Source organism: Streptomyces sp. NPDC047072 (assembly GCF_040643855.1).
Classification (GTDB): domain Bacteria; phylum Actinomycetota; class Actinomycetes; order Streptomycetales; family Streptomycetaceae; genus Streptomyces.
Window position 1 is genome coordinate 23,124 of sequence record NZ_JBEYVC010000126.1, and the last position, 6,898, is coordinate 30,021.

Annotated in this window: 7 protein-coding genes and 1 tRNA gene; 4 read left to right on the top strand and 4 right to left on the bottom strand. The window is 71.5% G+C overall.

Going from position 1 to position 6,898, the window contains the following annotated elements:
- The first annotated feature begins 1 nt into the window (after position 1).
- Complete coding sequence (locus ABZ896_RS37155) at positions 2-508, top strand: DinB family protein (RefSeq protein WP_360939060.1); 507 nt, start codon at positions 2-4, stop codon at positions 506-508.
- 194 nt (positions 509-702) lie between these two features.
- Here the strand turns inward: ABZ896_RS37155 and ABZ896_RS37160 are convergent, their stop codons facing one another.
- From ABZ896_RS37160 to ABZ896_RS37175, 4 genes are all read right to left on the bottom strand, one after another.
- Entirely contained in the window at positions 703-1,323 is a 621-nt protein-coding gene (locus ABZ896_RS37160) for an NUDIX domain-containing protein (RefSeq protein ID WP_360939062.1), read from the bottom strand.
- Positions 1,310-2,161 carry a GNAT family N-acetyltransferase gene (locus ABZ896_RS37165; RefSeq protein ID WP_360939064.1) on the bottom strand — a complete coding sequence of 284 codons (852 nt, stop codon included), beginning with the start codon at positions 2,159-2,161 and terminating at the stop codon, positions 1,310-1,312. The genes ABZ896_RS37160 and ABZ896_RS37165 overlap by 14 nt, the downstream gene beginning before the upstream one ends.
- Positions 2,162-2,241: 80 nt before the next feature.
- Positions 2,242-2,328 (bottom strand) — tRNA-Ser (locus tag ABZ896_RS37170).
- Positions 2,329-2,394: 66 nt separating this feature from the next.
- Positions 2,395-3,984 carry a trypsin-like peptidase domain-containing protein gene (locus ABZ896_RS37175; protein WP_360939066.1) on the bottom strand — a complete coding sequence of 530 codons (1,590 nt, stop codon included), beginning with the start codon at positions 3,982-3,984 and terminating at the stop codon, positions 2,395-2,397.
- A gap of 258 nt (positions 3,985-4,242) precedes the next feature.
- Between ABZ896_RS37175 and ABZ896_RS37180 the strand changes: the two genes are divergently transcribed.
- The 3 genes from ABZ896_RS37180 (at position 4,243) to ABZ896_RS37190 (ending at position 6,874) form a co-directional block, all read left to right on the top strand.
- Positions 4,243-5,070 carry a glycerophosphodiester phosphodiesterase gene (locus tag ABZ896_RS37180; protein WP_360939068.1) on the top strand — a complete coding sequence of 276 codons (828 nt, stop codon included), beginning with the start codon at positions 4,243-4,245 and terminating at the stop codon, positions 5,068-5,070.
- Positions 5,071-5,135: 65 nt separating this feature from the next.
- Positions 5,136-5,768 (top strand): ATP-binding protein, encoded by a 633-nt coding sequence (locus ABZ896_RS37185; RefSeq protein ID WP_360939070.1) that lies wholly within the window; start codon positions 5,136-5,138, stop codon positions 5,766-5,768.
- Between the two features lie 140 nt (positions 5,769-5,908).
- Positions 5,909-6,874, top strand: coding sequence for a DUF5926 family protein (locus tag ABZ896_RS37190; protein ID WP_360939072.1), 966 nt, complete (start codon positions 5,909-5,911; stop codon positions 6,872-6,874).
- The last annotated feature ends 24 nt before the right edge of the window (positions 6,875-6,898 follow it).

Here is a 6,898-nt window from a genome sequence, read left to right on the forward strand (position 1 = left end):
GATGAGCGACGTACGACGTGATCTGCTGCGCCGGCAGTTCGAGCTGACCTGGGCGCTGTTCGAATACCACCTGGAGCGTCTGGAGACCGACGACTTCCTCTGGGAGCCGGCGCCGCTGTGCTGGACGCTCCACGCGCCGGACTGGCGCCCCGACTGGGCGGACACCGAGCCGGAACCCGTCCCCGTGCCGACGATCGCCTGGCTGACCTGGCACATCGCGTGGTGGTGGGGCGTGGCCCTCGACCACGCGGAGGGACGCCCGCCGCGCGACCGCACGGACGTGGTGTGGCCGGGCCCCGGCGAGCCCGCGATCGAGGAGCTACGTGCCCTGCGTACGGCGTGGCTCAAAGCCCTGGCCCGGACCACCCTGGACGACGTGGCCCCGTTCCCCTGGCCGAACGACCCGTCGTACACCGTCGCGGACATGCTCGCCTGGGCGAACGCGGAGTTGATGAAGAACGTGGCGGAGATCGGCCAACTGCGGTTGCTGCGGCGGGCGTCGGCCTAGGGCCTGTCCGGCGGATCAGGCCGGCTGCAAGAAGGGGGGCTGACCGGTGCAGGTGAGCGGGGGTGGGTGCGTCTGTCTGCAAGGCGGAGGAGGGCGGCGACGCGGAGCGTCGGCAACCGACGACAACGCGGCAGACGGGCGTGCCCAGCCCCGCGACGCCGGCATGATCCGCCGGACAGGCCCTAGCCGCCGAGTCAGGCGGTTTGGACGTGCCGCAGTTTTCGGGTGAAGCGGTGCATGTGGGGGTCGAGGATGTCGTACGGCTCCTGCAGCAGCTGTTCCTCGGTCAGCCGGCGGATTCCGTCGAACTCGCCTTGGTCGTACGAGGTGATGGTGCCGGCGTCGACGTGTACGAGGTACCAGAGCGAGACGTCGGTGTGGGTGCCCTGGCCCCGGGTGCGGGTGACCGTGAGGAAAAGGGGGCGCTCTCCGGTGAGCGGCGATGCGACGGCCTCGACGCCCAGTTCCTCACGGCACTCACGGACCGCCGCGGCCCACGGGTCCTCACCCGGCTCGACATGCCCGCCGGGCGGCAGCCAGAGCCCGGCCTTGCGGTGGGCGACGAGCAGGAGCCGTCCGTCGGCGGGGTCGCGGACGACGACGTAGGAGACGAGGTGGGTGGCCGGGGTGGCCGGCCTGCGCACGCGGTACAGGGGAGCGCCGCTTCCGATCCACTTCTCGGCGGTCCTGAGGTGGGCGCGCTCCAGCTCGTCCCACGGTTCGATGCCGGTGATCAGCTCCAGGAGCCGGGCGCGGGGCGGGTCGTTGAGGGTGGGGTGGGCGAGGTCGTCGGCGGCGGGGTCACGTGAAGTCATACGCGGCCCAGTCGGTGACGTGTTCGTACCCGATGCGCTGGTAGAGGGCGTTGCTGGTGGGGTTGGCGGCGTCGGTGAACAGCACGACCTCCTGGGCGCCGGCGTCCCGCGCGGCCCGGCTGACCTGGGCCGACACGGCGGCGGCGTAGCCGTGACCGCGATGGTGGGCCGGGGTGTAGACGGGGTCCACCTGGGCCATGCCGGCGACGGCCGGGTTCACGCCGGCCATGGAGACGGGTGCCCCGTCCGGGGTCTCCCAGAAGGTGTAGCTCTTGTCGGCGAAGCGGGTGCCGGCCCAGGAGCCGGCGTCGATGGTGACGTCCTCACCGACGTCCGCGGCGAACCCACGGCACATGTCCATGAGAGCTCCGAGATCCTCCTCGCCCACGGAACGGGCCCGCCCCGCCGGGAACGGCTGCGGAGGGGTGAGCGTGCCGAGACGGTACAGGTGCAGTCGGACCCGCAGCGTCGACACGGCCCCCGCATGCCGCTGCCACGCCTCGGCGAAGGCGACGGCGGTGCGCTGGTCGGCGCTGACGTAGGGGAGGTCGTGCCCAAGGGCCTTCAACCGGACGGCGAGGGAGTCCGCCTGCTCGGGCGTGAGAGGACCGAGCCCCACACCACGGCCCGGCAGCCGGTAAAAGCTACCGACCACTTCCCCACCCCGCTCCAACCACCCGAAGACCGCCGCCCCCGCCCCGCCCCCTCGCCCCTCCCGCAGCCTCTGCGCCACCGTCAACTGCATGATGTTCGAGACGGGCTGAGCACGCAGAAAGCCCCCAACCCGACCGAGGAAGTCATCAAGATCTTCGGTGAGTTGCCAGTCTTCGGATCGCATACTCCATGCCTCCCCCACCCCACCGACAACCGAACGACCCCCGACCGATCACTCAGGTCAGGGGCCGTTCGTCCGCACTGCGGTGGGTGTGGGATTTGAACCCACGGTGGCATCGCTGCCACGACGGTTTTCAAGACCGTTTCCTTAGGCCGCTCGGACAACCCACCCCGCGCCGCCGGTGTGTGCGGTGGCGCGGGGACAAGAGTAACGGGTGGTCGGAGTGGAGGGGTGGGTCAGTTGTCGCCGACTCGGGAGCCGAGGGTGAGGTCGACCGTGTGGGTCTGGCCGCCCCGCTCGTACGTGATCTTGACCTTGTCGCCGGGCTTGTGGGTCCAGATCTCGCCGATGAGGGTCGGGCCGGAGTCGATGACCGAGTCGTCGAGCTTGGTGATGACGTCGCCGGCCTTGAGGCCCGCCTTGGCCGCGGGGCCGCCGGACTCCACGGACGCGGAGCCGTTCGCACCCTCGTCGGTGATCTTCGCGCCGCCCGAGGAGTCGTCCAGCGAGACGGACGCCCCGATCTTCGCGTAGACCGGCTTGCCGGTCTTGATCAGCTGCTGGGCGACGTACTTCGCCTGGTTGATCGGGATCGCGAAGCCCAGGCCGATCGAGCCGGACTGGCTGGTGCCGCCCAGGCCGCCGCTGCTGGTGGACTGGATCGCGGAGTTGATGCCGATCACGTTGCCCTGGGCGTCGAGGAGCGGGCCGCCGGAGTTGCCCGGGTTGATCGACGCGTCCGTCTGGAGCGCGCTCATGTAGCTGGAGCTCGAACCCGTGCCGTCGCTGGAGGCCACCGGGCGGTTCTTCGCGCTGATGATGCCCGTGGTGACCGTGTTCGACAGGCCGAAGGGGGCGCCGATCGCGATCGTCGAGTCGCCCACCGCGACCTTGTCGGAGTCGCCCAGGGTGAGCGGCTTCAGGTCCGACGGCGCGTTCTTGAGCTTGATCACCGCCACGTCGTAGCCCTGCGCGTGGCCGACCACCTCGGCGTCGTACTTCTTGCCGTCCGGGAAGGTGGCGGTGAGCTTGCCGCCGTCCACCGCGTCGGCGACGACGTGGTTGTTGGTGACGATGTGGCCCTCGGTGTCGAAGACGAACCCGGTGCCGGTGCCGCCCTCGCCGTTCGTGGACTCGGCCTCGATGGTGACCGTGCTCGGCAGCGCCTTGGCGGCCACGCCCGCGACGGTGCCGGGGTCGCGCTTGACCGTGCCGCCGCTCGTGGAGGAGGAGACGGTCGTAGAGGAGCTGTCGTCGTTGTTCTTGGCCAGGGTGTACCCGAGACCGCCGCCGAGGCCGCCGGCGACCAGCGCGGCCACCAGGATCGCGGCGACGAGACCGCCCCGGCCGCTCTTCGGCTTGGGCGCGGGCTGCTGGTAGGCGGATCCCCAGGGGTCGCCCGGACCACCGGCGCCACCCGTGGCTCCTGCGCCGGCACCAGCGCCCGCCCCCGCGCCGATGCCGTCATCGGCGTACGACGGGTAGGCCGGCGGCTGCGGCGGCGGCCAGCTCTCCGGTCCCGGGCCGCCGGAGGCCGACGCCCCCTCACCCGGGCCGTGCTGCGGCGCCCCACCCGGGCCCGCCGCCGAGCCGTAGGACTGCGTCTGCCCGGCGTGCACCAGCTCCTGCTCCGGCGTGCCCGACGGCGTACCCGCCGACGTGCCCGGCGCTGTACCGGACGGCGTGCTCGGCGGTACCGGCGGGATCGGAGTCGTCGGGGCGCCCGCGTCGGCGGCCTGCGGAGCCGAGGGAGCGGGAGCGTCCACCGGCACGGGGGGTGCGGACGGGGCGGGGGGTACTCCGGTGCCCTCGTTCTCGGTGCTCACAGCTTCTCTCCTCGGTCCACGGCTGTCGTCTGTCGAATCGCACTCGGCCACGCTCGGCGGTGCCGGTCGGTGTCCGGCGCGTGTCAGCTGTGCATGTCCTTTTGTATGCCGTCAGCTTTTCCCACGGGCCGTCAGGGCACCATAAGCGGTGGCTGTGGGTCTTCGGTGGTTCTTTATATAGGCCATGCAAGACAAATGAGGCGCAATCCATATGCCTCCGTTCGCACGCGTACCCCCGTGCGGTGGCACCATGACGCGGTGACCCACGCACGACAGCACCTGACCCAGGTCGTCGCCCACCGCGGCGCCTCCGAAGAGGCCCCCGAGCACACGCTGGCCGCGTACCGGAAGGCGATCGAGGACGGTGCGGACGCCCTCGAATGCGATGTACGGCTGACCGCGGACGGCCATCTCGTCTGCGTGCACGACCGACGCGTCAACCGTACGTCCAACGGCCGCGGAGCGGTCTCCGCCCTGGAACTCGCCGACCTCGCCGCCCTGGACTTCTCCTCGCGCAAGACCCGGGAGTTCTGGCGCACCCGCGACGAGGAACCGGACTGGGAGTACCGGCCCGAGGACCGCGAGGACACCTCCGTCCTCACTCTGGAACGGCTCCTCGAACTCGTCGCCGACGCGGGACGGCGGGTGGAGATGGCCATCGAGACCAAGCACCCCACACGCTGGGCGGGCCAGGTGGAGGAGCGGCTGCTGGTGCTCCTGAAGCGGTTCGGCCTCGACGCCCCCGCCGCGGCCGCCGAGTCGCCGGTGCGGATCATGAGTTTCTCGGCCAGATCGCTGCATCGCGTGCGTGCCGCCTCGCCGACGCTGCCGACGGTCTATCTGCTGCAGTTCGTCTCGCCGCGGCTGCGGGACGGCCGGCTGCCCGCGGGGGTGCGGATCGCGGGCCCCTCGATCCGGATCGTGCGCAATCACCCCGGCTACATCCGGCGGCTCAAGCAGGTCGGCCACCAGGTGCACGTGTGGACCGTGAACGAGCCCGAGGACGTGGACCTCTGCGTCGAACTGGGCGTGGACGCGATCATCACCAACCGGCCGCGGGCTGTGCTCGGGCAACTCGGGCGCTGACCCCGCGCGGACCCCTTGTCACAGGGTGTGCCCCGGCGCGTTCGGTGCGTGTTCGATCGTTACGAATGCGTCAGCGGAACGGGATTGGCCGGTTTCCGGTACAGGCCATTGGGGCATCCACACCGTGGCGTGGGGCGAAGGAGGTCTCGGGGGTGGCGTTGGTGGTGGCACAGGAGGTGCCCACGTCGTCGAGCATGGCCGTACCCCATGGCCCTGCGGGCGTGGGGCAAGCGAGACACCGGATGCGTGTGCAGTTGCGCAGCGGTGGGGTGGCGGAATCGGTCATCGACGACGCCGTACTGATTCTTTCCGAACTCTTGAGCAACGCGTGCAAGCACGGGCGGCCGTTGGGCGACGCGCTCGCCGGGGACGGCGATGTGCGCGCCGCGTGGCGGGTGGACGGGGCCGGGAGACTCACGGTCGAGGTGACGGACGGGGGCGGGCCGACGCGGCCGGCTCCGGCGACGCCGTCGGTGACCGCGCACGGGGGGCGTGGGCTGAACATCATCACCGCGCTCGCCGACGACTGGGGGGTGCGGGACGATGCGCGCGGTGAGGTGACCGTGTGGGTGGTCGTGCACGTGGATGTGCATGATCCTGATGCGGGCTGCCGTCGCAGTGACTTCGCCGGGAGGGTTTCGGCGCCGAGTGCGATAGCCGGGCTGGACTTCTCGGATCCGTTCGACGAGTTGGACTGATCGCCCACCCGAGTGCCAGGGCACCAAGTCGGGCGGCTGCGACACCGTCGTGGCTGGTCGCGCAGTTCCCCGCGCCCCTAAAAGCACAAAACGCTAGGCTCCCGCCGTACGAGACGAGCCGTTACCGGGAGACAGCCACGATGGCCAAGAAGCGACCTCAGACCAAGGGCGCGCGCCCGCAGATCGCGGATGGAGAGGTCCCGGTCGTCGGTGCCCGGGAGCCCTGCCCGTGCGGCAGCGGACGCCGGTACAAGGCCTGCCACGGCCGGGCCGCCGCGCAGGCCGTGACCGAGCTGGTGCACCGCCCGTTCGAGGGACTGCCCGGCGAGGGCGACTGGATCGCGCTGCGCGAGCTGGTGCCCGCCGCCACCGTCGAGCTGACCCTGAAGGACGGCCTGCCCGAAGGCGTCCCGTCGGTCACCCTCGCGACCGTGCTGCCGATGGCCTGGCCCGCGCTGCGCCGCGACGACGGCTCGGTCCTGCTCGGGCTGCAGAACGACACGGCGTCCGGCGACATCAGCCGCGACCTCGCCGACACCCTGCGAAGGGCCCTGGAAGCCGCCCCCGGCACCCCCGTCGAGGGCCGCCGGGCCCCCGCCGACGGACCGCGGCTGCAGGATCTCCTCGATCCCGAAGGCGTGTTCGAGCCAGTTGTGCACGAGGGCTTCGAGTTCTGGGTCCCGGACGCGGAGAACGCCACCACGGAGGTGACCGCCTCCCTGGAGCGGGCCAACGCCGCGGCCATCCCGACCGTCCGGCTGACCGGCGTCGACGCCGCGTACTGGTGCGAGACCCCGGACAAGAACCACCTGCGCTGGGTCATGCCGCACCCCGAGGAGCAACTTCTGGACGCCCTCGCGCGGCTGCACGCGGCGGGCCGTTCGAGCCTCGGCGAGGGCACCCGTCTGGTGGGTTCCTTCCGAGCCCACGGGCTCACCGTGCCGGTCTGGGACCTGCCGAGCGGGGTCACCGCGGAGGATGTCGAGAAGCCCGCCGCGGAGTTCGCCGAGCGGCTCGCCGAGGCGCTGGCGGTGGACGCGCCGCTGACCGCCGACGAGCGCCGCGCCCGCGGTGGTCTCACCAACCGCCAGGTCACGCTCAGTTGACACATCGGGGCCGAGGGCCCGGTG

Coding starts and splice junctions, on each gene's coding strand:
- ABZ896_RS37160 (WP_360939062.1), bottom strand. CDS start 1,323: ATGACTTCACGTGACCCCGCCGCCGACGACCTCGCCCACCCCACCCTC.
- ABZ896_RS37155 (WP_360939060.1), top strand. CDS start 2: ATGAGCGACGTACGACGTGATCTGCTGCGCCGGCAGTTCGAGCTGACC.
- ABZ896_RS37165 (WP_360939064.1), bottom strand. CDS start 2,161: ATGCGATCCGAAGACTGGCAACTCACCGAAGATCTTGATGACTTCCTC.
- ABZ896_RS37185 (WP_360939070.1), top strand. CDS start 5,136: ATGCGTCAGCGGAACGGGATTGGCCGGTTTCCGGTACAGGCCATTGGG.
- ABZ896_RS37190 (WP_360939072.1), top strand. CDS start 5,909: ATGGCCAAGAAGCGACCTCAGACCAAGGGCGCGCGCCCGCAGATCGCG.